This window comes from Pseudarthrobacter phenanthrenivorans, assembly GCF_036455295.1.
Lineage (GTDB): Bacteria > Actinomycetota > Actinomycetes > Actinomycetales > Micrococcaceae > Arthrobacter > Arthrobacter phenanthrenivorans_C.
In genome coordinates this window covers 18,050-41,350 of sequence record NZ_JAYXNX010000023.1, presented here as the reverse complement: position 1 = coordinate 41,350, position 23,301 = coordinate 18,050, and the positions used below count along the sequence as shown (strand labels likewise).

General features: G+C 58.8%; 15 protein-coding genes and 1 pseudogene. 4 read left to right on the top strand and 12 right to left on the bottom strand.

Annotated elements, in window-relative coordinates; genetic code table 11:
• The first annotated feature begins 1 nt into the window (after position 1).
• A complete protein-coding gene (gene mmsB / locus VXJ37_RS19795; RefSeq protein WP_331324717.1) occupies positions 2-1,279 on the top strand; it encodes a multiple monosaccharide ABC transporter permease in 1,278 nt (425 codons plus the stop codon).
• A 19-nt stretch (positions 1,280-1,298) separates the two neighbouring features.
• Here the strand turns inward: mmsB and VXJ37_RS19790 are convergent, their stop codons facing one another.
• From VXJ37_RS19790 to VXJ37_RS19780, 3 genes are all read right to left on the bottom strand, one after another.
• Positions 1,299-2,552 (bottom strand): MFS transporter, encoded by a 1,254-nt coding sequence (locus VXJ37_RS19790; protein WP_331324716.1) that lies wholly within the window; start codon positions 2,550-2,552, stop codon positions 1,299-1,301.
• Between the two features lie 33 nt (positions 2,553-2,585).
• On the bottom strand, positions 2,586-4,754 hold the full coding sequence (locus VXJ37_RS19785) for an elongation factor G-like protein EF-G2 (protein ID WP_331324715.1): 2,169 nt from the start codon (positions 4,752-4,754) through the stop codon (positions 2,586-2,588).
• Between the two features lie 84 nt (positions 4,755-4,838).
• Positions 4,839-5,264, bottom strand: coding sequence for a ChaB family protein (locus VXJ37_RS19780; RefSeq protein ID WP_331324714.1), 426 nt, complete (start codon positions 5,262-5,264; stop codon positions 4,839-4,841).
• A gap of 1,086 nt (positions 5,265-6,350) precedes the next feature.
• Between VXJ37_RS19780 and VXJ37_RS19775 the strand changes: the two genes are divergently transcribed.
• Both VXJ37_RS19775 and VXJ37_RS19770 read left to right on the top strand, forming a co-directional pair.
• A complete protein-coding gene (locus VXJ37_RS19775; protein WP_331324713.1) occupies positions 6,351-6,689 on the top strand; it encodes a YegP family protein in 339 nt (112 codons plus the stop codon).
• Between the two features lie 294 nt (positions 6,690-6,983).
• On the top strand, positions 6,984-7,484 hold the full coding sequence (locus tag VXJ37_RS19770; RefSeq protein WP_331324712.1) for an Hpt domain-containing protein: 501 nt from the start codon (positions 6,984-6,986) through the stop codon (positions 7,482-7,484).
• 37 nt (positions 7,485-7,521) lie between these two features.
• On the opposite strand, the gene VXJ37_RS19765 is transcribed toward VXJ37_RS19770, so the two are convergent.
• Positions 7,522-8,592, bottom strand: a complete 1,071-nt coding sequence (locus VXJ37_RS19765) for an IS110 family transposase (RefSeq protein WP_331324711.1) — start codon at positions 8,590-8,592, stop codon at positions 7,522-7,524.
• A gap of 967 nt (positions 8,593-9,559) precedes the next feature.
• The gene (locus VXJ37_RS19760; RefSeq protein WP_440589836.1) at positions 9,560-13,225 is read right to left on the bottom strand and encodes a tetratricopeptide repeat protein; all 3,666 of its coding nucleotides are present in this window, start codon (positions 13,223-13,225) and stop codon (positions 9,560-9,562) included.
• Between the two features lie 765 nt (positions 13,226-13,990).
• Here VXJ37_RS19760 and VXJ37_RS19755 point away from each other — a divergent pair.
• Positions 13,991-14,701 carry a hypothetical protein gene (locus tag VXJ37_RS19755; protein ID WP_331324709.1) on the top strand — a complete coding sequence of 237 codons (711 nt, stop codon included), beginning with the start codon at positions 13,991-13,993 and terminating at the stop codon, positions 14,699-14,701.
• Positions 14,702-14,964: 263 nt separating this feature from the next.
• Here the strand turns inward: VXJ37_RS19755 and VXJ37_RS19750 are convergent, their stop codons facing one another.
• From VXJ37_RS19750 to VXJ37_RS19725, 7 genes and pseudogenes are all read right to left on the bottom strand, one after another.
• Complete coding sequence (locus tag VXJ37_RS19750) at positions 14,965-18,270, bottom strand: hypothetical protein (protein ID WP_331324708.1); 3,306 nt, start codon at positions 18,268-18,270, stop codon at positions 14,965-14,967.
• Between the two features lie 879 nt (positions 18,271-19,149).
• Positions 19,150-19,701, bottom strand: a pseudogene (locus VXJ37_RS21155) (trypsin-like peptidase domain-containing protein); the annotation flags it as partial.
• An 8-nt stretch (positions 19,702-19,709) separates the two neighbouring features.
• On the bottom strand, positions 19,710-20,021 hold the full coding sequence (locus VXJ37_RS19745) for a trypco2 family protein (RefSeq protein ID WP_331324707.1): 312 nt from the start codon (positions 20,019-20,021) through the stop codon (positions 19,710-19,712).
• Positions 20,022-20,260: 239 nt separating this feature from the next.
• Positions 20,261-20,584 (bottom strand): hypothetical protein, encoded by a 324-nt coding sequence (locus VXJ37_RS19740; RefSeq protein WP_331324706.1) that lies wholly within the window; start codon positions 20,582-20,584, stop codon positions 20,261-20,263.
• Between the two features lie 528 nt (positions 20,585-21,112).
• On the bottom strand, positions 21,113-21,682 hold the full coding sequence (locus tag VXJ37_RS19735) for a hypothetical protein (protein WP_331324705.1): 570 nt from the start codon (positions 21,680-21,682) through the stop codon (positions 21,113-21,115).
• A 13-nt stretch (positions 21,683-21,695) separates the two neighbouring features.
• Positions 21,696-22,331 (bottom strand): helix-turn-helix transcriptional regulator, encoded by a 636-nt coding sequence (locus tag VXJ37_RS19730; protein ID WP_331324704.1) that lies wholly within the window; start codon positions 22,329-22,331, stop codon positions 21,696-21,698.
• 85 nt (positions 22,332-22,416) lie between these two features.
• On the bottom strand, positions 22,417-23,169 hold the full coding sequence (locus tag VXJ37_RS19725; protein WP_331324703.1) for a hypothetical protein: 753 nt from the start codon (positions 23,167-23,169) through the stop codon (positions 22,417-22,419).
• Between the last annotated feature and the right edge of the window lie 132 nt (positions 23,170-23,301).

The following is a 23,301-nucleotide window of genomic DNA, read 5'->3' as shown; positions in this document are numbered from 1 at the left end:
CATGTCCGCCCTACGAGAATCGCTCGGATTCCTCACAAGCCGCCTGCGCCAGGTGGGCATTTTCGTTGCCCTGATCCTGATCGTCCTGCTGTTCCAGGGACTGACCGGCGGCATCCTCCTGGAACCGCAGAACGTCACCAACCTGGTGGTCCAGAACAGCTACATCCTTATCCTGGCCATCGGCATGGTCATGGTGATCATCGCCGGGCACATCGACCTTTCCGTTGGTTCGGTGGCCGGCTTCATTGGCGCCGTCGCCGGTGTCATGATCGTGCACTGGGGCTGGCCCTGGTGGGCGGCGATCCCCGCCTGCCTGCTGGTCGGCGCGCTGGTGGGCGCCTGGCAGGGCTACTGGATCGCCTATGTGGGCATCCCTGCCTTCATCGTCACCCTGGCGGGCATGCTGATCTTCCGCGGGCTGACGCTCATCACGCTGAAGAACCAGCAGATCACCCCGTTCCCCGCCGAACTCCGCGCCCTTGGCGGCGGGTTCCTCCCGGACCTCACCGGCGGAACCTCCGTGCTGGAGTGGCTCACCGTCATCCTGGGCATCGGCGCCACGGCAGCCCTGCTGATCCAGGCCCTCAAGGAACGCCGGATCCGCAGGAAGTTCGACCTCGAGAGCGAGCCCCTGGTCTGGTTTGTCATCAAGACCGCCTTCACTGCGCTGCTGATGCTCATCATCACGTTCCTGCTCGCCTCCTACCGGGGCACCCCGATTGTCCTGGTGGTCCTGGCCGCACTGGTGATCGCGTACACCGCGCTCATGAACAACAGCGTCTTCGGCCGGCACACCTACGCCATCGGCGGCAACCTGCACGCCGCTGAGCTGTCGGGCATCAAGACCAAGGCCGTCACCTTCCGGCTCTTCGTGAACATGGGCGTCCTGTCGGCCCTGGCGGGTCTCGTATTCACGGCACGCCTCAACTCCGCACAGCCCGCCGGTGGAACGGGCTTCGAACTCGATTCCATCGCGGCAGCGTTCATTGGCGGCGCGGCCGTCACGGGCGGCATCGGAACCGTTGCCGGCGCAATGATCGGTGGCCTCATCATGGGTGTGCTGAACAACGGCATGTCCATTCTGGGCCTCGGCACGGATTACCAGCAGCTCATCAAGGGCCTGGTGCTCCTTGTCGCCGTCGGATTCGACATTTTCAACAAGAACCGCAGCGCCGGCGGTGGCGACATCACAAAACGCTTCAAGCTCAAGACCACCCCGCCCGCGCAGGAGAAGCCGGCGCCGGCGGCAAGCGAAACAGTGGAAGCCGGCGTTAAGTAGAATCCTCGGCCGCCGCTCTTCAGGGAGCGGCGGCCAGCCCGGTGGCGGCGTCCGCCGGCGAGCGCCGGCGCCGGCTCAACATGATGAAGGGTGCGGCCAGCAGCTGGACCACGCCGCCAATAGCCAGTGATGCGGGGTACCCAGAGATATCTGCCGCCCGGCCGAGCAGGGGCTGCACCACCACTCCGCCGCTTGAGCCCATGAGCGATGCGAAGCTCAGGACGGTTGCCCGCTGTTTTGAGGCAATCATGTCGTTCAGGTAGGCCTGCCGCACGGGCGTGCCCGCGGAGGCCACCACTGCCCACACAGCCAGCAGTACCAGGGCCAGCCAAAAGCTGTGGGTGGCCGGGAGCACCATCAGGACCACCGAGCTGGTGACCGTGGACGCGATCAGGACCGTGGTCCGGCGGCGGACCTGCTTCCGGACCACAGGCGCCAGCCAGCCGCCCAGGATCTCCGCTCCGGCAACGATGGCCGCTGCCAGCCCCGCGATGGCGTAGGCCCTGGGATCGCCGAAGAGCTGCAGGAGATACGGCTGCAGGGCATAGAAGACATAGAATCCCACCCCCTCGGTGAACGGGGCGGCCAGCATCATGAACCGTACCGGCGGGTTCCCCAGTCCGCCGTCCACCGATGCCTTCAGGACTGCCCGGGTGGCCTGCAGGGGGTGGGCCGAGCGCTCAGGTGTGAAGCCGACGTCGTGCATGAGCACGAAGGCCACCACGAACATTGCCACGAGCACCGCGACGCGCAGCAGGAAGGGCACCCCGAGGTTGGTTGCCTCGGCTATCACGCCCCCCGCCACCGACCCGGCCAGCATGGCGATGCCGGACACTATCTGGCCGCGTCCAAGGACCGCTTCCAGGCCGCCGTCGTAACCGGAAAAGTGCAGCGCATCCACCAGCCATGCCTCCACGGCCCCGGAGAAGAAGGTGAAGCCCAGGCCCAGGAGTGCGGACACCGCAGCCCACCACCAGAACGGCGCAGACAATTGCCACAGCAGGTAATAGAGGTACGTGGACCCCGCCAGGGTGACGGTGCCCAATAGGAACGACACGCGCCGGCCCCAGCTGTCCGCCACGACGCCCGTGGGCACCTCGAAGAGCACCATCCCTGCGGTGAAGAAGGCGTTCGCGGCGAACGCCTCAAGGTTGTTCAGCCCGGCGTCGAGGAGGAACAGCGTGTTGATCCCCCAGATGAACGAGGCCGCAAGGGTGTTTCCCAGCGTCAGTATCAGGTAGGTGGTCTGGATCTTTCGCGCCGCGGCGTTCACGGTGTGCTCTTTGGCGGTTCCCGCCTGGCGGCGTCAGGACGGAGTGTGGTTGGAGGGGACGGGGTCATGGCGCAGGTACTGCCGCCGGAACCGCCCTGTGCCGGCCGTCAGGGCGCGCAGTTCCACCGCATACCGCAGGAGTTCCTGGTCCGGAACCTCAGCGCTGATCTCCGTCAGCCCCTGGCCTGAGGAGGTGGTGCCTGTCAGGCGCCCGCGCCGGCCGGACAGGTCGCTCATCACCGTCCCCACGTGTTCGTCGGAAACCGTGATGGACACTGACGACACCGGCTCCAGCAGCTGGATCTTCCCGGCTGCTGCGGCCTCCCTGAGCGCCAGCGCCCCGGCAGCCTGGAATGCCGCATCGGAGGAATCAACGCTGTGCGCCTTGCCGCCCACCAGGGTCACGCGCAGGTCCACCACGGGGAAACCCGCGGAAACGCCCTTCTCCATTTGTGCGCGGATCCCCTTTTCGATGGACGGGATGAAGGTGCCGGGGATGACTCCGCCCACGGTCTTGTCCACGAACTCGAACCCGCCGCCCCGCTCCATCGGTTCCACTTCGATATCGCACACCGCGTATTGGCCGTGGCCACCGGATTGTTTGACGTGCCGGCCATGGCCGGAGGCGGGAGCCGCAAAAGTTTCCCGCAACGGGGTCACTACCTCCACGGTATGCAGTTTCACTCCCTGTTCCCGCAGCCGGTCCAGGACCACCTCGGCATGCGCCTCGCCCATGCACCACAGCACCAGCTGGTGCGTCTCCGCGTTCCTGTCCACCCGCAGCGTGGGGTCCCCTGCCGCGATGCGGCCAAGGCTGCGGGCCAGGGCGTCCTCGTCGCTGCGGGAATCGGCTTCCACTGCAACAGGCAGCAGCGGCTCCGGCATTTCCCAGGTGGCCAGCAGCAGCGGGTTCTCCCGGGCTGAGATGGTGTCGCCGGTTTCGGCGCTGCCCAGCTTTGCCAGGGCACACATGTCCCCCGCTACACAGAAGGGGACAGGCCGCAGGGTGGCGCCCAGTGGCGAGTAAAGATGCGTGATGCGCTCATCGGTGTCATGGTCCTGGTGGCCGCGGTCAGCCAGGCCGTGGCCGCCGACGTGGACGGGCGAATCCTCGCTCAGCGTCCCGGAGAAGACCCGCACCAGGCAGATGCGGCCCAGGAACGGATCATTGGAGGTGCGGACCACTTCGGCGGCGAGGGGACCGGACGGATCACATTCCAGGGACCCGCCCGGCTCCCCCGCAAGGTCCGTGATGTCGGGGAGTCCTCGTTCAACGGGTGCCGGGAAGGCCCGCACCAGCAGGTCCAGCAGTTCCGCGGTGCCCAGCCCGGTGACGGCGGACGTGGGCAGCACCGGAAAGAAGGACCCGCGGGCGACGGCGGTTTCCAGGTCGGTTTCCAGCGCTTCGGTGTCGATGTCCCCGCCTTCGAGGTAGCGGTCCATCAGCGTCTCGTCTTCGCTTTCGGCGATAATCCCCTCGATCAGGGCACCCCTGGCAGTCTCCGCGTCCGTAAGCTCGTCCGGCGCTGCTGGCCGGATCCCGGGTGTCCCCTCCCCCGGGGAGTACTCGCTGACTTCCTGCGACAGCAGGCCCAGCAGGCCGGTGACCTCACCCCCGGTCCGCACCGGGACGCACAGCGGCAGCACGCCGTCGCCGAATGCTTTCCGGCAGGCGGCCAGGGCGGCGTCGTAGTTTGCCCGCGGATGGTCCAGCCGGGTGATGACGACGGCGCGTGGCAGTCTCATGTGCCCGCACTCGCCCCAGAGCGCGGTGGTGGTGGCGTCGATCCCCTCGACGGCGGACACGACGAAAAGTGCCCCGTCGGAGGCCCGGAGTCCCGCGCGGAGCTCACCGATGAAATCGGGATAGCCCGGCGTATCCAGGAGGTTCACCTTGGTGTCATCCACCATGAGCGGCACCAGGGACACCGTGACGGAGCGTTGCTGGTGCACGGCAGCGGGGTCGGAGTCGCTGACCGTGGTGCCGTCCGCGATGGAACCTTTGCGGGTGATCATGCCGTTGGCGGCGAGCAGGGCCTCGATCAGCATCGTCTTCCCGGCGCCGGAGTGCCCCACCAGGGCCACGTTCCGAATCCGCGCCGGGTCCTGCGCCGCGATGGCGCCAGCCTGGTCCGCCCGCTTGGAATCAGGCCCGTTCCTGCCGGCCGCCCGCGCTGACTCCCTGGTGCTCTTCACCGACATTGGAACCTCCTGGCATCGTTGCCGACCGGACCGGACGTGTCCTCTGATTCGACACCTTGGCGGACGGGACGGCAAGAGCGGAGGCTATTTACTGCGGGCTTTGCGGGTGGCGGCGTCGTTGGCCTTTTGCAATGCCTGGACCAGTTGTTCCTTGTCCATCCTGGACCGGCCCTTGACGTCCAGTTCCTTGGCCAGCTTGTAGAGGTGTTCCTTGGAGGCGTTGGCATCGACGCCGCCGGCGGTGGGTTCTGACGAGCGGACTCCCTGCTCTGCGCGCTTGTCAGACGGGCCGCGTTGTTCCTTGGGTTCCCAGTGGTCGCCCACCTTCTCGTAGCTGTGCTTCAGGGAAGCGTACGCCGCGCGGGCGGCCCGTTGTTCGTCCTGGCCGTAGGACTCCAGGGCGGAGTCGTAGGTCTTGGCGAACGTATCCTGCGCCTTCTGGTCAGAACGCTGCAGGGTCGAGGGAATTTCGTCCTTGCGGGCATGGTGGTTCTTGCCGGTCTTGGGCATGGCACCCATCCTCCTTTAGTCAGCACGCTGATTATTCGGATGGATCCAGCTTAGACCCGGAGGTGAAATGGAGCCCCCTGTCGGATTCGAACCGACGACCCCCGCTTTCGATCCGACTGGCTAATACGAGTGCGAAAGTAGTCCAAAAACCCCGGAATCTAGCGGTTTTTGCAGCTTACGACAGGCGGTGAATAGTGGTCGTTTGTCGTTGATTATGGTGAGTTAATGGTGAGTCGGTGGCATCGTGCTCGACTATCGCCGACTGCCGTGCTCGGGCAGAGGCAGCGGCGCCCCCGGCGAAGCTGGAGTCCTTCTCCACGAAGAGCCTCTCGTCGGGCTTGGCGCCATCCGCTTGCGATACCGTCCTCAGAAATGCTGTCGGGCTCATTCCTAGCGCGCCGCCATGCCGTCACGTGACCATGAGCCAGCCGAAGAATGGCCGTTGCTTGTCATTCGGATAGTCCATCGTCGCTGGGCGGGCCCTCCGTGCAACCAGGGCGCTTCGCGCCGCTCGCAGTCCAAAACTTCGTTCGGCGCTCCGTCGTCGCTTATATCCTTACGAATTTTTGGACCGCTCACGGTTCCCCAAGTTGCACTCCTGCCCCTATACCCAGCGGTGGGTCCCCTATCAGAACGACGCCGAAATCCTATGACGAGCGGCTGTCACCTAGGTTTTCTTGAAACCTGTAGCTTATGCCCAGGCACAGTGCGGTTGCTTCCCAGGGGAGGCCGGATTGCGAGCGCTCCTGGCCAGGGAGGATTGTTATCCGTTCCACCTCCACGCGTCAGCCTTGACTGACCACGAGGGAGGGAGGACACGTCTGTTGCTGACCATGGAACGATCAGGGCCCCTTGCGTACTCCGCGGGACAGTTCGCCCGGACGGGACCGAGAGCACGGGATCACTTCCACTGGATGACAAGTGAAGCCTTGCGCCGGCAGCTGTCCCTGCGAAAGACTCGGGGAACGCATGCTGAATTGATGGAAATTTGGAGCGGGATACCTCTATAAAGCGCAGGCAACGATGCCGACGCGTAGTGGCGGCAATGACGCAGCCTCGGAGATCCCGCATACCGAAAGGATCGCAATGGCAGGAATGTTCGAACTGTTTGTGGACGCAAAATCATCCTTCAGGTTCCGGCTGACAGCCCCGGACGGCACCGTGATGGCAGTATCCAAACCCTTTGACACCAAAACTGAGGCCGTGGCAGGTATCGCTGCCGTTCGCGAATATGCAGGAATGGGCCTGATCACCGACTCCTGCACGACCCTTAATGAAATTGATCGTCGGGCCCACGATGACTCGGCCGCGCCTGCCGCGGACTCACTGAAGGTCCCCAAGATTGACTTCCACACCCGCGCGCGGGCGGTCCGCCGACCCGTCTCCGGTCCGCGGTGGGCCGGGGCAATTCACAACCTTTCCTGAACAACTGGGAAGGACCTCATCTGCCCTGGCCAGCACATTGACATCTATCAACTGTCGGATCTTTAAAATGCTTGGGAGGTAGTCGTCAAAGTTACCGGGAGAGGCAGCGCCGGCTTCGCCGGCGGCAGTGGAGCCCGCCCCAGTATTGCTGGCTATTGATCTTGAGGGAATCTTGATTGGGGGCAAGCACCCGCTTGATCCTCATCTGGGAGAGTGTCACGGGTCAGGTCAAGCAGAGCGCCTGGTCCTTAGGCTGTCGTCGGTTCCGCGCGCTCATGATTCATGAGGATCCGTTTGGAAACCACCGTCAACATATATGGTGAACAACGACTTGGGGTCGCGGAGACGCTGGAAACAGCGGGGGCTGAACCGGGCCGTTGTGCGGCGGCCGCCTGTGGCGACAACCCGATTCTCGACTTGCAGAGCCTGTGGGACATCGCCGACGATACTGGCGGCCCTGCTCTGGCCCTTCGATTTCTCAGCGACTTCTTCAGTTTGCAACCGGTTCGACTGTCCCGGCTCCTTGCCGCTCTGGCTGCCGAGGAGCCCGCGGCATCCGTTGATTCCGTACTGAGCCTGCAGACTGCTTCGTCCATGGCAGGGGCAACGGAAATCGCGGAGCACTGCGCGCGTATCCTGCCACTTGTCGCGGCCCGTGACTTCCCGCGTGCGCGGGTGCAGGTAGCGGCTCTGGAACGCAGTGTCGACGTTTTGGTGGCTGCGTCTCCCATGCTGCTGGCGCACGCCGAGGCCCGGCTTGGCGCCATGGGCGCCGTGGCTGCGATTTCTCCCTAGGTTGACGGGACGTCCATTATCGACTCTTCTATGGTTGTCAACGGAGCGATGGCATGAGGCTGTTGGCATTGAGTGTGCGGTAGATCCGTCGGGCGAGGTAGCGTTTCACGCACCGTCTGATCTCTTTCTTGGTTCGCCCTTCCGCCTGCCGTTTTGCTGCATATGCGATGGTTTCCGGATCGAACGCCATCCTGGTCAGAGCGACCATGTGAAGGGCTTTGTTCAGAGTCCTGTCGCCGCCGCGGTTGAGCCTATGGCGGATGGTATTCCCCGATGAAGCCGGAATGGGGTTGACCCCGGCCAGGGAAGCGAATGCCGCCTCGGAACGTACCCGGCCCTGATGCGACCAAGCGGTGAGGCAAATGGCTGCCGTGACTGGTCCGAAGCCGGCTTCCTGCAGCAGGGGCGCGGCCTCGCTGACCTGAACCAGTTCGGTGATCCGGGAGCCGTTTGCTTTGATTTCAGCGTCAAGGTCGCCGATGCGCTTGGCGAGCCTGATTGCTTCGGAGCGGGCGACCGACACTGCAAGAGGTTCTTCATGGGCGCGCCACCGGGACACCTCCAGTATCTGACCTCCGGTCAACGAGCTGCGCGCATCCAAACCCAAATCATTGGTCCGGAGCAGTGCGGTCAACGCGTTCACGGTCCTTGTCCGGTCGGTTGTCATCGATTGACGTGCAGTGACTAGGACCCGCAACGCGGCACGGACCCCGTCGTTCAACCGTGGCCGACGCAATTTGTCCTCTTCCAAGGCAAGGACGCCAGAAGCGATCCGGTGCGCATCCAGGGGATCCGACTTCCCAACCCCACGACGCGGCAGCGCGTCCATACGCGCAGCCTCGGCGACCTGGTAGCCGGCAGCTGCGACAGCGCCGGCCAGCACTGCGCCATAAGAAGCCGCGCCCTCAATCACCCACAGGGTGGCCAGATCCGCTTCGGTGCGACGGGCAACCCAAGCAATGGCGCGACTGATACCGGCCCCCGTCGCCGGGAAATCCCGGCTATCAATCCGTTCACCGCTGGGCACGGCGATGATGGCGAAGACGTGCTTCCGGGCGTGGGTGTCGACACCCACGACAAACGGGTGGGAATGCGCAACGATTGTCATAGCGGTTCTGGCACCTACCTCATTTAGCGGACATGGTCAGGGCCGTTACGGGCCGGTACCAGTCCGGGTAGAGGTCACTTCGGAACAGCACTGTGACGAGCCACGCCCCCGCGCGGAGGCGGACAATCTTCTGATCAAGTCACCGAGGTGGGCCGGGCAGGTGCCGGCCGCCCAACCCAGCAGACGGACATGTCGATAACAGGACACCCGGACAGGAGCCGGGGCCAAGCGTTTAATGAGTCACGACCGCCGGGTGGAACGGCCTGCACTTACTCTGCCAGCCAATCCCAGACCAGCCACTCCAATCCTCACAGGCGTTTGAATCATGCGGGGGAGAGTGAAAACCGGCTCGCCGTAGGTATTGCCATTGCCTGTGTTTCCTCCTCATCCGCGGCCACGACGAGCCTCCGCGCGTAACTGGACACCGCCTAATAGACGCCTGGGTGCAGGATCTGGGGACAACGAGTGCGGATGTGGGGTGCTGCCGTCGATTGCGCAGCTGTTAGGCCTCCGGAGTTTAGTTGGCTTTGATTTTGCGCCAACCGCCAGCGCGGTTGTTGGCGATGATGGCCTTGAGCACTGTCGCTGTGTGTCTGTGCGTCGATTACGTCGCCTTGGCGGTAGGAGACCGTGCGGGCTGTCTTGTTGTTATGCCCGGCGGTGATGATGCCGGGTCCGGGACGACGCCGCCGTCATAAATCAATCCGGCCCCGCTTCCTAGGGGCGGTCAGGGCGGCGTCCCGTAGCGGAATTCCGCGGATTCACGGGGCTTGACCACCTTTTGCGCCCATCTGCCGTGCTGTCGCGCGCAGAATCACAGTTAGACTCAAAAAGATCAGTCGCATGTCGCCGCCCGACGGTTTTCTGCCGATGATGGATTTAATGAATCATTGATTCGGGATGCGATGCGACTTTGGGGCAAAATGGCGGTGGAGGGGTCCCGGCGCGGACTGCAGTCTGAGCGCCTTCAAACATCATCTCCATCCAAAAATGCTCCAGCTGAATTCTCAAGCGTTAGGTTTGCGGGCGCTAAAACATCTTCGTATACCTCCGCCGCCACTGGCGATAGAGGCGCAGCAGCCCGCACTAAAACATACATTTCCGGCGTTCCCTGCGCGAAGTCCTTCAATCGCTCAAGCACGGCAAATTTAAGCCTCGCTGGGACTGAGGTCGACAAGGAAAAGAATGTTTGCACAAGCGAGAGGGCACTAAAGCAGTTAAGCGGGGGTTCCACCAGTTCAGGGTCTTGTACCCAGCGCCAAAGGATCGGCTCGATAGCCCGGCAAGCACTGGCAGACTGATCACGATGCGGCCAAATTGTTGCCACGACAGCGTCCGGATCCGCACCACCAGCGCGTTTCTGTTCGTTGAAGCAAAAAGTCAGAACGTAGCTTGCGGCGGTACGCTGACTATTCGGGGTGTCACATTCCTCTAGAATCCACTGAATTAGGTCAGGCCGTCCACAATCGGCCATGTTGGCCATAAGCGTATTCAATACGAAAAACACCCGATTATTCTTTTGGTGTGCGCGTTCTGCGGCGCTAAGGAGTCTCGCTCCTTCAGAAAAATCGCCGGACAAAAGGCTAATCGCTATAGCTAGGCCATCGCGACGGAGTATCGGACGAGCGGCACTCAAGTAGTCACGGGCTTTTGCAGTCTGACCCGTGTGAAGCAGTTCCCGAACAAGTTCGGCCGCCGCGAAACCATGCTGCGGCGCCCAAGGTGTGAGCAATTCAATGGATTTCTGAGGATTCGTCTTTCTGAGCGCCTTGGCCAAGATAACGGATACGTCGGCATTCTTCGCCGCTATTGTTTCCAGACGCGCCAGCGCTAGGTCAACTTGCCCTTGAGCAACCCTTACATTGGCATATAACCCGGCCGCATTTTCGAGCGTTTCAACATACGGCTCCAATACGTCGCAGGCCTCGTCCGGCTGTCCGAGTCGCAAGAGTTCGCGTGCCAGGCTGACTGCGGCATCAGGAAAAGCTGCGGTTGCGGTGCGCAGGACACGCATGGCTTCCGCCGGTTCGCCGTCCTCGAAGTGCAAAGCAGCAAGCCGACCGGCGGCGAGTGAGAACCTGCCAGCTGCCGCCTGAAGGACCTCTATAGCTAGATTCTTCCGACCCTGCCTGAGGTAGATTTGCGCCAGCAACGGGGCGGACTCCGGGTCCACTTGCAAGAATGGTTCCAGCACTGGTATCGCTGCCTCTACTGGTCCCCCATCGTCCAGAATCAGAGCAGCAAGCCGATTGGCGGCAAGCGAGAAGCGACGAGCTGCTGGCCCAAGGACCTGTTTAGCTAGTTCTTTCCGACCCTGCCTGAGATAGATTTGAGCCAGCAATGGCGCAGCTCCCGGGTCCACTTGCAAGTATGGCTCCAGCACCGGTACGGCCGCCTCAGCTGGCCCGTTATCCTCCAAGATCAGAGCCCCAAACCGGAGAGCGCTGTGCGGCCAGCGGCCAGCGGCAGCTTGAAGGACTTCAAAAGCTAGATCCTTGCGACCCCTTCTCAGGTTTATTTGAGCCATCAGAGGTCCAACTTCGTGGACAGTTTCCAGGTATGGCTGCAGGACGCGTATGGCCTCATCCAGCTCACCGTTCTCGACGAGCAAAGATGCGAGCTGGATAGCGCACTGCGAGAAATCGTTGGCACGTCGCCTCAAAGTCTCGAGAGCGAGATCCTTCCGCCCCTGCCTGAGATAGATTTGGGCCAGTAATGGAGCCGCATCCCGATGTTCCCAAACGAGTTCCTCAAGTATTTCAGCCGCATCCTCAAAGTGACCCAAGCGTTGCATACGACGGGCAATAGGAAAGAAAATTCGTTCATTGACAGATGCCAGCTCAGCTATCGCTCCTTCACAGCAGCTTTCAATTTCTCTGAGGTCATTCAGCCGCCGTTGTGCAATAAGGGGAGAGATCCAAGAGTCACCAAAATGTTTGATCGACCTAGCAATGTCATCATCTGAGAGGTCCCAATGCAGACCGACACCATACCCGTATCCCCTTGAAGGCACTGAAGCACCTGGAGGTGGCTCCTCGTTCCAGCGGAGCAGGCTTAGAGCTACAGCTATGGCGCTAGGACGGTCGGGCAGTCGCCTCGCGAGGACTCGATTCGCACCTGAAACCAGGGTGAAGAAGGCCGCCTTTCCTCCGGGAACCGCCGATCTATTGTTTCTCATGCCGAACTTGATGCACCAGTCGAGCAAGTCGGCACAACACGTCGTTAGAAGCTCGTTAATTACTTTTGGTAAGTCTTCTCTTTGCAGATATCGATGAACATCAGGGTCAAGCTCCACCAGTTCACTGACCCGGAATATAGACTTCGATGCATTCCACTCCGTTAATACCCAGAGATATTGATCCGTGAGCAACTGCTTAAGTCGTTCCATGTTGCTGAAGTTCTCGTATCCAGCCAAAATATCGAGTAACTTTAGAGGAACTTGCTGCGAGTAATGCGCGAGCATAGCAAAAAGACTATAAGCACGAGCGCCAACGCCGGCCGTTTCCTTGACCATTTCGAGACGGTCCCTGACGTGCTGATCAGGGACATTTGGCAGGGCAGCAATTGCGGTATCATCCAACTCGAAACTTGAACCCCAGCCCTCTCGTTCCTCGTTGATCTTCGCAATGACGCTAGTAAGGACAAGCGGGTTTACTAGCTCACCCTCCGGACTGGAAGTCTGTATGTGTTTGATGACTTTTCGGATCTGCTCCGAATCAACTCCACATTTAGCAGATTGCAGTATCGAAGCTGCTTCGCCTATCTCGAACTGCTCGCATGGAACCCAATCGATTACGACCGGAAGCTCCTCCATTTCATGAAGCCAAGTGAGAAAGGGATCCTCAAAGCGGCCTAGAAAGCGATGCTCCCAGGCCGTGCAGACAAAGAGCAAAGGAGACGAAATCCGGTTCTCGGCGGCGAGTGGCAGGAATTGGTTCATAAGTTTGGTTTCGCCCATCAGGTCATCGAGGTTCGACTCCGGGGGAGGACCTTTCGCGACGAGCCCAGAAAGTAAATACAAAGACTCGGCCGTCAAGGCAGGTGCGTCATCGAGGACTACAACCGTAGGGGCAGAATGCTCCAGAGATGAAAGCCGGAATAATTCATGAAGGGCCTCACGTCTCGCTTGTTGTGGTTCGGGCCGGTGCGCCGCCAGCTTAGAAAACTCAACGTAATGCTCCACGGCCGATTTAACAGTCCCTACCGCGCCGACAGCCGGCAGCACTATACTGGTCACGTCGATGGCCAACTTTAGGGCCTCCCAGCCCAGAGCCTTCCGACGCCGCGCTGACTCTACTAAGGCACCAATTTGCGTCTTCAATTGGTCTGCAATACTGGAGGCCATTTCAACTTGTACAGCGCCCTCCACCGGACTGGCTCCGACTCCAATCCAAAAGAACGCGGGTACCGAGCCGAAATCAGCCACCTCCGGGATCACCTGCTTGCGCTCCCGGTTCACTGTCCGTTGCAACTGTGGGGGCCATGTTGGTGTCAGAGTCGGCGCCCAGTATCCGGGACTATTCCTCGCTAAGTCGTCGAAGAACCGCTGAACCCAGTAAGTCTTGCCACGCCCGGTCTCCCCATATAGCACCACAACTCGGGGAATAGACGGCTGCTTGACAGCCTCCGTCATGGCTTGGTGGAGGACGGCCAAAGGCCCGTCTTGGTTCAGCTCACCAGCCGACATAGCGAAACACTAGCAGAGGTGCGGTCGCCGCCCTAGGGACCTAGAGTGCCTACCATTCCTGCGGTCGATCCTCGAAAGCGCTTTCTTGGGCGTTGGCGGCTCGGCCCGTGCGCTGCCAATGGATGCACTTGCCGACCCGAGCCACCCGCACCACAACCCCGCGCATAAGTTTTTTAAGCGGCGCCTGCGTGGGTAAGAATTCCGGCCCTGCAAGGAGATCGGGGCAGGGCTTCTAGATGAAGTTCTGGGTGATGTAGTCTCTTGCTGGCCGGCTCCCTCGGTGGCGGCATCGTTGGGTTCGTTCATGCCATTTGCGTGCATCGGGATGTTGCTTGTCCGCATCCCCTCCAATGAACGCTACGGGACTGTTTACGCCAGGGCGGACTTCGTCATGATCGCCGGCCCAGTCCGGAACCCTATCTCCTCGGTCTTGTCCGGCCCGACAGGGTACGGGATAAAACATGACCGGCATGAGGGCTGCCCGCACCAGAGAGTGAACTCCTCGGTCTGCCGCGACTTCAAATGACTGCCTAAACACTCTCTCCCCCAGCCTTACAGAGTCGCCATTATCGGCATTCAGATAGTGCGAGTAGAACTAGCTGCTAGGACTTTCGTCCTGGCGAGAATCTTGGCTCCAGCGACCGCCGCTCAATTCGTTTGGAAGTGGTTCGTCGTACGATTCATGCCGTGTGATGTGATGTAGTTGGAGGCATGTTTACTTTGCAGCTGCTGCTATTGACGGCTAGTGAAGCCACAAGGATTTCAACTGATGCAGCACAAACCTCAGCCGATGCCGCGTGGGCGTCCTTTTGGGTCTCGGCTGCCGTCGGTGTGGCGGCGGTGTGCGCGGCTGCGTTTTCTGGGTTCGCCTGGCGCGCCACGCACCGTCAAGCAAAAAGCGCAGATGCTCAGCTGAAGATGGCACAGGAGGCTGAGCGGAAGGCTGAGGCAGCCAAAGTGTCCGCTTGGCTGGTCATGCATAACCACGTGGCGAAAGTTTATGTCCGGAACGGAAATGGTGGGCCGGTCTACGATGTCCGCTGCTATGTTTACTTGAAGCCTCAGGAAAAAACAGAACCGTTACTAAATATCTGGGAGGACAAGTGGACGGCTCTGTCTCCCGCGATCGCTGGTGTTAACGACGACGATAAAGCAATATTTGAGGTCAAAGGCAACCCGTATAACCCCGAAGGCGAGTGGAGGTGGGAAGTCTCATCACAGCGGTTTGGCTCACTTGCCTTTATCAAGTCCAAGAGTGATTGGACCCTTTGGGACGGACGCGACGGCTCTCATGGGTTGGGCGTTGATCTCGAGTTTCGTGATTCAGCCGGCCAAAGGTGGAAGCGGTCACACGGCGGCCAGCTCCGTTCGCTTGAAGAATCGGCTGGGACTGCCCCGGCTTTTGTTGACTCGGGGTATTAGGCCGCTGTGAGCGCGATCCGGTTGATTGCGATCGGGCGATGTAATTGGCAAGGTTGCGGAAGCCGAGGACGGAGCCCAGAAGTTCAGCCGAGTCGCAGTCTGCGGCCAGCACCACTTAGGTCGCGCTCAGCTGACGATGCCGGGAATCTGGTGCCACAAGTGAACATATTCTGGCCGCCCCAATTATTAGGGCCTTCCGATCTGCTAGGCAGTGAAATTAGATTCAGCGACCGCACTTCTTCATTTGAATGGTGTCCGCGCTGCTACTCCCCAGCTTCGGTCGACAGCAGTGAGCTTTCGATAATCTCGAGAGCGCTTGGTTCCCACTTACATAAAGGTTCCAGGACTGGCACCCAAGAACCTTCGGCAAGAGCTAGAGTCAACGCTTCTCTGGCGATCGACGCTTGTGCCGAAGAGGCGACATTGGCAACCTCGGACCAGACCTTCACACACAGCGATTTGTCCGGCACGGCGCGAGCATCCTGCATAGCTTCTTCTAATCTTCCCGTTCGCGCGCGCAATTGGGCGATCTTCATCAAGCTTGCGTGAGCCGCAACTTCGTTCCCGGCGCGAGTTAGAGTCCAATCTGGATCCATTCCAGCGGCAATTTCCTGTTCAGCGATCAACATGAGCGCATTAAAACGAGAATCTCCATCTTCTAATTCTGAAGCTACCGTCCGGGCTTGCTTTAGTAACATTTTGGCATCTTTACTAGACTCGCGTACTGCTACGGACAGCTCTAGCAAGAGCGAAATGCGTTCCAACTTATCTTCTACGGCAACAATGGCATCCGTCGCTTCCTGGCACGCCTGAACGCAATTTTGCTCGCCCCGAAACGGGGACTGTTCAGTGAGCCTTCTCCGCACATATTCCGAGTAGATTTTGGTGAGGCATTTTGCGTGCCCTGTCGAGCCACCTAGCTCAAGGATCCTAGACTTTGCCTTACTGAACTGGGCAGTAGAGCTCATACCAGCCGCTACCATGGCGGTACAGAGAATTGTCAACAGCTGAACAGCGGCTGATCCTGAGTCGCTTATCGCAGTCTTGTATGCCTCATCGAGGGTAGCAACGGGGTCTAGTCCGGCCAACAGTTCCACACGACTAATTTCTATGAGGCGCAGAGCGCGGTTACTCGAGCGAGGGTCGGCAACCAATCGACGAGCATCAGCTAGAGCCCGTGTAGGATCTTTACCACAATGAAGTTGGGCCGCGGCGAGGGCAGTCAAGCACTCAGAGCGGGCGTCGAACGGGGATGTATAGGCTGCGAATTGCGCTTCGGAGAGGGCCCAAGCCGAGTCCATCTGGTTGTCAGCCAACGTACTAGCAACACTCGACATTAATGTTGCTCGCTGAGTTAGGGAGCGCAGACCGGTGCCAATTCTTAGTTGCTCAACCAGCACTTGCGAATCCTCATGACGCTGATTTGATGCACTTAGAATCGCCTTGAGTGCCGGAATCTGAAGCTCGAGATCTGAAATGCGCCCAGCGATGTTAGTGGCTTCACTGATACGTGAAACTTCCGCTTCCACACAAACCAGACGATATAGAGTTAAGTCATCATTATGGATCGCCTGCGGTCGAGCTACCTTAAGGGCCCGCTGAAGGGTCTCGGTCGGGTCCAAAGCTAGGTCCAACTGGCAGGATGCGATGCGTGCCAGAGACTCAGCATTGTCACGGGCTATTTCCGCAGCATCATGCAATACAGCTTCAGCGTCCATTTTGGCCGCAGCGAATGCTCGCGCCACCAGCAACAATTTATCCTTCGAGAATCCCCATCTCTTGGCCTCTTGCCACGCTTTCAACATCGGCGGCCGACTGTCAATACCGAGTTCCGCACAAATGCTGCCGATAGCGAGAAGATTTTCAATCGTATTCAAGGAGTAACTCCGAAGGACTTGGTTCTCTGCCATCCGTAGGGACATCTCAGGGTCTTCGTCGCACTCGTATTGAACACGCGCCATTTCTACAAGAGAAGCACTTGAGACGCCAAAGCGCATTAGAAGATCCAACTGCCCTAGCGCCTGCTTCGATAGGTAGTGCCTGGGCCCCGCTAACTTGATCAGCTGGACCCACAAAGCGCAACGAACTTCCGAGGTCATTTCTCGAGTTATAAGCTCAGGCAAAGCTGGCAATAAAGGATGTATATCAAAGTCAACCCTTGCCAGCACCGCGAGAGTGTGCATGATTAGAGCTGGATCTTCCGACTTTTGCGCAAATCGATTAACGACACTAGGATCTACAGTCGTCCTCCCATAGCAGACTGACTCCGCTTCTATAATATCCAACTCGAAGTACAGGCGAAGCTTTGCATCAACGTTTGACTGGGCAATTGCTCGCCCACAGTCCAGGAGTTGCTGTACATTGAGGCCGTCCGCCGCCAGCGCCTCGGCGAGGCCAAGAATTTTCTTCAGGAGCTCACGTGATGGCACTAACAATGAGACGGATGACGTGAGTGCCTCAAGAATTGGCGGAATGTTCTGAGCGGCATGCGCATATGCCATGGCTAGATCGCACAAAGCATCAAAACGAGTGAGCGGACCTTCTATAGAAAGGGCGATCTCGTATGCTCGCTGCAACGGTTTGGTCGAGGGAATCCTGGCTCCAGAGTACGCCTTTGCCAATTCGAGAAGTTCTTGGATACCCCCTGACCCGCTAGTACACGCGGCATCTAAAGCGGCGTCAAGGACAGTGGCAGGCACTTCGCCTCTCATAGAATAGACAGCTATTACTTGACGCAGTGCCAAGGATGCGTCGAGCGACCCCTTGACGCTTACCGCTGATTTGAATGCATCGCGCAACGTTTCGGCATTGTACTGACCATGGATAAGCTGCGCTTCAGCCAAGGCCGCCAGTCCTATTGCGCGCTTTCCGGCGCTACTAATCATGGATACCGTGTCGGTAGCTAGAGCTATATCATCGGACTTAATCTGCGAGAGAACGATCTTTAGCGTTAGATCTTCTTTTTCCGAAGAATAAGGCATAGCAGCTATGAGGCTAAGAGCTGATTGATGGTCGCCCATTCGCGAATATACTTCCGGTATTATGAGAGAAATATGTTTCGACGCTAGTCTTGTCGCAGTTTTAGCTATCGAAATTCGGAGATACAATTCCAACTGCGGGGTGCGTTTGGATAATGCGACCTCAGAAATATCGAGCTCTTCTCGGATTTGTGAGTATCCACCGGGGTACCGCATCAACTGCTTATGTCTGGCAGTGTCGGTCACGCAGATTATGAGGGGGTTCAGATCGTCCAGACTTGCTAAAAAGACCGGATAGGACGACCACAGGAAGAATGTTGGCGTTTCGTCGCTCCAAGCATTTTGGGCATGCCGCATCCCGGCCTCTAGAATTGCCCCAATCGCCTGAAGTATCTCTCGTCTAGATAGAAGACTTCTGGTCAGCTCCGGTAGGGTCTTGTGCGAAAAAGCAAATGCGCTGTCCGTGGACCTTCCCGGAAAATGGCGATCTGCTGCCCGAATGATCCTGCAGTTTTTTAGCGTATTCTCAAGCTTTACGCGATTTAGGCCGGCGATATCAATTATGTCGTCGACGGAAAGTGAGCCTCCCACCGCTATGAGAATGATTGCCTGGCGGTCCGGAGCCTCACGCGTCAATATCCGTCGTACTTCGTGGGAGGCTCTTCGCTGTACCTCAGCCGCGTGAGGGGACGATCTTAGGTTGTGCCTGGAATGGCCTACTCTTAGCGGATGTCTTTCCGGTAGATCCGACGGATACTCGGGGTTATAGCGGCTCGCTACAATGATATATAAACCCGCGCTGGGTTCTACAGGCAGCAAAGAAGCAATGCTTGTGCCGAAGCTCTCCGAGTCCTCTTGCCATGCATCCTCGTCCAAGGCATCGACAAGAAGGACTAACTGCGCTCCATGTGCCTTACACGTGGTAACGGCTGCGTCTAAGCACCTTTTGAATGTCTGGTCCTCAGCACCGGGTGTAAGCGGAGTCGGGCTTACCTTTCCAGCTACGGCGTCCAGTTGAAGGCAGACGGCTTGGCGAAAGGAAGCAACGTCTCTGCGTCCCACCCGCTGCCCGTCGATGAAAAAGGAAACGACGCGAAGATCAGTGGGTACTGTCGAGGCGAAAGTCGCCATCAAGCCTGTTTTCCCGGCCCAGGGATCAGCTCTCCACTCCCAGTAGCCACCTTCGTTCTCATGACAAAAGCGCATCATCGCAGAAAGCTCTGCATCACGGTCCTGTAGGCCGGAGTCCGGCACGAGATCCTGTAGCTGGCGATGATGGTCCGCCAAGACGGACTGTAGTTCGTCCGCCAGCGTTACATCTACCCAAGGCTCGGACCTCGGAGCCCCGAGAACATTGAACAGTTGATCACCGGGATCACCGTTATCGGCCGCCGCAAGTGAAGATAAAGGCGACACAGTGAGGTTATTTCCCGACGCGGGATCAGTATCCTCGGTGACAATTCCGACGAGCCGCTCGGCGACCCATACTGCTGCTCCCGACATCCCTGCCCAAGCTGAGCCTGAAGGACTCATCCTAATAGAACCTGGAGGATTCATTATGCTCAGTTCCATTTTGCCGGCCTTCAACTGACTCAGCGGTGTCAAATGGCCTACGGCTTGGACCGAGTCCCGGTAAGTCTTAACCGTGCCCTGCACCTGGGTCGATCGAGCATGACTTACCGGAAAACCAACGGCTATCGCCGACGGGTAAGACAACCTCGATTCCATACGACCATATTCCGGTGGATAGATCGGTTCGGTTGTTGGCGCTGTCAGCAACTCAAGCGCGGCGATATCGAATCCTAATGAGGTTGGCGGAGCGCACTTGGTAGACCATTCCTTCGGGGAGGCTGCAGTCGTCCCCGCTTCGAAGCGGACAACTACCTGGGTGGCCCCCTCTACTACGTGTGCGCTCGTTAAGACAAAGCTTGAGGTGACTCGATAACCTGACCCGCGCTTACGCGCCCCGCCGGGAAAATCGGCTATAACTTCTGCAATACGCCGCGCGTCCCAGCCGGTCATCTGTTTGCTTATCGTTCGTTGGGCAGTTCGTCACCGCTTATTCGCACAGGCTTGTTCCCGTTCTCACCGTCACCCGGTTGAAGCGTGAGTCGAATCCTTTGGGTCTTCTTCGTTGTAAGCTCTCCTCCACCTTCGGTCGTTACAACCCAGAAATTCACACCGGCTTTGGCTCCGGCTGTCTTCTGAGCCTCGACAGTAACTTCGAGTTCGATGGGACCGACCTCAAAGGAAACACCTTTTTGGGCTGCTTGATTGCGCGCCGTGTCAAGTTCCGTACGCAGCCCGGCCACGAGATCCGCAAGCGACATTCGGTCATTCATGAAACCCACCTCTTTCCCCGAGGACCCGACACACGGTGCGAGTCATGATATTGGTTCAAGCACATAATAGGCAGTGGATAAGTAGTTCCATCACCATTCCTTTCTCGACGCACCGAACTCTGTTGGCGACTCCACACTTAACTCAGGCTCCTAGCATCGGCTGGCCGATGTAATGAGTGAGGAGGCAACTTCGCCGCATGGCACTGATCAAACTAGAGAGGCAGAACGCCGGATGTCAGTCACTTAGCCCAATTGGAGCCATATTCACTTACTTTCGGGACGAGACGCGGCCCATTCCAGGGCGGGTACGAGGTGTCCCCCATCGGGAAGTGCTTGCTGCTCTGCCGGCCGCAATTTACCTCCAGCCCTAGCTGCACTTCGAGGCAGTATATGACTTCCGAAGGGGATGTCGATACCCAGGCGATCCTGACTTTGGTGGCCAGACGCCGCACCAAGGCAACCTTCAGATCAGACAGATGAGGACTCGGGTTTTTAGATTCGCCGACAAGCTCCTGATTCGGGTTAAGCACACCGTTGACCTCGAGAAGGATGATCAGCTTCATGACCGAGACCCTAGCTCCACTTCAAGCCGCGCGACCGCTGTCATGGCCCAGACGAACCCGGTGCCGTCCTTAGCTCGGTCCCCCAATCGTGACTAATCAAGAGCGTCTGTCCCGCGTGAAGAGGTACACCCCGACCTGACGTCAGCCACGATGCTAAGAGACGTCATACTAGGGCCCCACTTCCTGATTTACCGACGCACCAGGCGGAGGTTTTAAATTTCAACCTGACACATGCGGTCGCTGAGGGCAGTCTTTTAGCACCATACTTTCTGGCGCTTCACTGCATCCCAAAGTTGGCATCGATGCGCGCCTCAAGACCTACGGACGCTAAGGTGTTGTGCCCCCTGCACAATGACCAAGCGATCGGCCTCACCCGTTCTCGTCTTCAGCTCGCAATTGTCCCTCCGGGCAGAACCATCATCTCCAGGAGCAAGGTCATCTTTCACCAGGCCTGGTCTGTAGCAAGCCCTTGAACGTGCCGCTTTGAGTGCTTCAATGATGTGTCCAGCCCACGAGGCAGGAAACGCCTTAGATACCTGAATCGACTCGTACAGTGTCGTTGGATTCAATCGCGGGGCCCTCTTGTCCTGAATCGATCAAGTCATGGCCATCTTTAGTTTCCTGCTCCGTAAACGGCCATTCGGCCCGTTTCATATAGCCGAGAACGACTGGTGAAAGCCCCAACGAGGCAGTGATTTGGGTGAAGAACTGGCGAACGTATGGATATGCAATGAAGTAGACGTTCGTCTCAATCCAAGCCGACAGGACAGCATGATCAACATCCAGCTCTTGAGTAACCTTGAATGCGGCGATGTGATGAGCTCGGATGTCTGTAGTCCTGTCTGGGCTCGACGCCTCGAAGCAACTAAGGCTGTGCTCCAACCTGACGAGCAGCACTTCGCTCTCTGGAAGGTAGGCATACCCAGGTTCATCCCGACTTAGCTTCACCTTCATTTCGCTGGAACCCGAAGAGACAGGTCCTGCGTGTACTTCATCCAAGCGAACTTCGAGGGGTTCTGTCGCGGCTACCACTGAGGCGACGTCTTCTGGGGAGACAGGAACTTCAGCATCCTCGTGACGGATATTCAGCAGGGACAAGTTTCTCTCCGTTTTAGTGGGCGTAGGCTGGGGCGGCCGCCCCCACAAGATCGTAGGTTTCCCTACCGATCCTCTGGGCGCGGCCGCCCGCAAAGATGCGGACAGCGGGCTGGACACTCTCAAAGTGCGATTTCGTGGCAGCGGCTTGCCTTGAAGCAATCTGATGCCATTGAACCGTCGTGTGGTCTGGGTTGCGCATAATGCAGTTCTCGATTTGGGTCATTAGCTCTGCACTTGGCAAATCCTGGCCCATGTCGATGGCACGTTCATCTTTCAGCCAACGCACGACTTCGGCCCATATCCAGACCTTCATGTCCTTAGCACCGATGATGTCGAAAGGCGCCGGAAAATCGGGAAGAGCTGCCCACTTTCGAGCCCCTTCCCTGCTAACGCCTGTGCGTAACGCTATGTCCGTTGCCCCGACTAGATCGCGATGGACCCCCACGACCTTGGCACCCGGAAAGGCGGTCTCGATCTCACGTACGTACTTCATCACGTGGGCGACCGCGTCTTCGCGTTCGACGTACACGCCAGCCGTGGTCAAACCATCGGTTTCTGACCACATGACATCTTGAAATTTTTCGACGATCTGTTCGAGAGCTGCTTCGTTACTAAGATCCAGATTCTTGAGGCGCAGTGATATTTCCATGTCTCGTCCCCTTGCTTCTCGTTTTCTGACTATCCCACAGTCAGTTGGCAAGTGCCAACTCATTTTGCAGAGTGATGTTGAGTCGTTACGCAGGAAGGCGTAGGCGGAGGCTCTCGCATTTCGTTCTGAGCTCGCTCGTTCGTTCGGTCATGGCCTCAACGTCACCATTACGTGGAGGCAGCTTGCGAAGGGCGTGATCGGCACGGCGAAGTCCCGCCCTTGCTTCACGGACAAGGCCCGCGGGGGCGAGACCTGTTTCGTCAGGTTGAAGAGTCTGTTTGACAAGGTATTCGCTGGTCTCGCGCTCGTCCGCAGCCTTATCGAAGGCCTCGGATGCTTCACTTTTTACCTTCTGCCCACGTTCATGTTTATCCATTGCCTCATCCAGCATGTGCTCGACTTTGGCCGCCAAGTGCTCATCGTCACAGGCTTGCGAGGACACGCTCTCAAGCTCTCGTTCGGCTTCTTTGATTAGTTCGTCCGCTGAATCGGCCAGTTCCAGGGCATTTGCCATGCGATCTTCCGCTTTGTCTTGGGCAAGCATGGCTTCGGCGGCGGTAAGGAACCTCTCAGCGTGTACCAGCAACTCGCGGACTGCTGCCAGCGGAGCTGCAATGTTCCGGTGAGGGCATGCTCGTACCTTATTCCGAGTTCCTCTCGCCACGTTTTCAGTCCCGTTGCCCGTCGAGTAAACAATTTGTTTACATACGCGGTCAGGACATTCCAGGTACCTGATGTTGTGGTTAGACGTCTTCCTGCATGACCACCCTAAGTCGCGTGCGATTTCCAGGGTTTCACGCCACTCCTTGTCAGTGTGCGCCCAGTCGTCGTCAGCCAATGTAACCCCCAATGCCCATGCCACCCGCGCATGTGTTTGTAGTTGCTGGCACGGATCCCACCGAAGATTCGCTTGGATTCATAACCAATCTTCGCTGAAACAGCCAACGTGCGGTTGGCATGATCGCCGTCT